The sequence below is a fragment of the Mycobacterium sp. genome, from assembly GCF_049683935.1.
GTDB lineage: Bacteria > Actinomycetota > Actinomycetes > Mycobacteriales > Mycobacteriaceae > Mycobacterium.
The window spans coordinates 1-1,976 of record NZ_JBAUJR010000205.1 but is presented as its reverse complement, the minus strand read 5'-3'; the positions used below and the strand labels follow the sequence as shown (position 1 = coordinate 1,976).

Genomic DNA, 1,976 nt, shown 5'->3' with positions numbered 1-1,976 from the left:
GAGCCGCACCGCCGGGAGGCGGCGGACCCACCGGCACGGTCGTCGGCGGGCCCCAGGGAATCGTGATGCCCGGGGCGATCTCCAGCGTCGGCTGGATCACCGACTCCGACGGTGGCGGCGGCACGGTCTCCGTCGGCGACGGAGGCGGCGGGGGCGCCTGCGGCACCCCGGCGTAACCGCCGATCTCGTCGGGCTTCGGGAACGTCTCTTCCTCGGTGCCGTCGAGGGCGCCGTCCATCGTCGATTTCCAGATCTGCCCGGGCAGTCCCGAGCCGTACACCGACGAGCCCGACGCGTTCACAAGCGGTTTGGTGCCGTCGGTGGTGCCCACCCACACCGCGGTGGACAGCGACGGAGTGAAGCCGACCATCCACGCGTCGCGGTTGGCGCCGGTGTCGCCGAGTTGGTTGGTGCCGGTCTTGGCGGCCGACGGGCGCCCACCCGCGAGCGACCTGCCGGAGTACCCGGCGATCGGCTGCATCGCCGCGGTGACGTTGTCGGCGACGGTCTTGTCGATGCGCTGCTCGCCGGCGCTGTCCTCCTGGCCGGCGTCGAAGAGGACGTCGCCCTCGGCGTTGACGACCTTCTGCACGAAGTGCGGGGTGTGGTAGACCCCTGACGCGGCGAGGGTCGCGTATGCCGAGGCCATGTCGAGCACCCGCGACTGGTACTGGCCCAGAACGATGCCGTTGTTCGGCGGGCCGCCCTGGCCGTCTTCGGACAGCGTGTGCTCCACACCCGGGAAGCTCTCGGCGATGCCGGCCTCGTGTGCGGCGTCGGCGACGTCCTGCGGCCCGTTGTTCAGCTGCAGCATCAGGCGGTAGTAGCTGGTGTTCAGCGACCGCTTCAACGCCTCGGCGATGTTGCAGGTCCCGCAGCTGCCGCCTTCGACGTTGCTGATGTCGATGCCGTTGACCGACACCGGCGAGCTGTCCACCTGATAGCCCAGGCCCATCCCCTGCTGCAGGGCGGCGACCAGCGCGAACACCTTGAACGACGAACCGGTGGGCAGACCTGCCTGCGCGAAGTCGAACCCGGTGGCGTCCGAGCCGCCGTAGTAGGCCTTGATCCCGCCGGATCTCGGATCGATCGACACCACCGCCGAGCGCATGTCGGGATCCTGGCCCTCCAGGTACTCCTCGACCGACTCCACTGCGGCGGCCTGTGCCTGCGGGTCGATCGTGGTGGTGATCTGCAGTCCCTCGGTGTTCAGCGTCTGCTCGGTGATGTTGAAGATCTCGAGCAGTTCGTCGATCACCTGCCGCTCGATCAGACCGTTGGGCCCGGTGGTCTGGTTCTGCGTGCTCGCCGCATCCGGCGCGATCGTCGGCGGATACACCTGCGCCGCGCGTTCTTCGGGTGAGAGCGCACCGATCTCCACCATGCCGTCGAGCACCCAACTCCACCGCACGCCGGACGCTTCCGGGTCGACGGCCGGGTCGAGCACCGACGGCCGTTGGATCAGCGCGGCCAGCAGCGCGCCCTCGGCGACGTTGAGTTCTTCGACGGGCTTGGCGAAGTAGGCCTGCGAGGCAGCCGCCACGCCGTAGGCGCCGCGACCGAAGTAGATGATGTTCAGATACGACTCCAGCACCTGATCCTTGGACCATTCGCCGGACATCTTGGTGGAGATCACCAGTTCCTTGGCCTTGCGGATCACGCCGCCGACCCCGGAGCGGGCGTCACCCACCAACGCGTTCTTCACGTACTGCTGGGTGATCGTCGAGCCACCCTGAAGGTCGCCGCCGAAGACGTTGTTCTTGGCGGCGCGCAGGAACCCGGTGAAGGAGAAGCCGGGATTGGAGTAGAAGTCCCGGTCTTCGGCGGCCATCACCGCATCGCGGACATGCACCGGAATCTGGTCGATGCTGACATCGATCCGATTGCCTTCGGGCGGAACGATCTTCGATATCTCGGAGCCGTCACTGGCCAGGATGGTCGACACCTGAGCGGTGCGGATGTCACCCGGCTTGGGC

Annotated in this window: 1 protein-coding gene; it reads right to left on the bottom strand. The window is 68.0% G+C overall.

Annotated elements, in window-relative coordinates; genetic code table 11:
* On the bottom strand, nucleotides 1-1,976 hold a 1,976-nt coding region (locus tag WA965_RS11515; RefSeq protein ID WP_526447531.1), incomplete at both ends, for a transglycosylase domain-containing protein.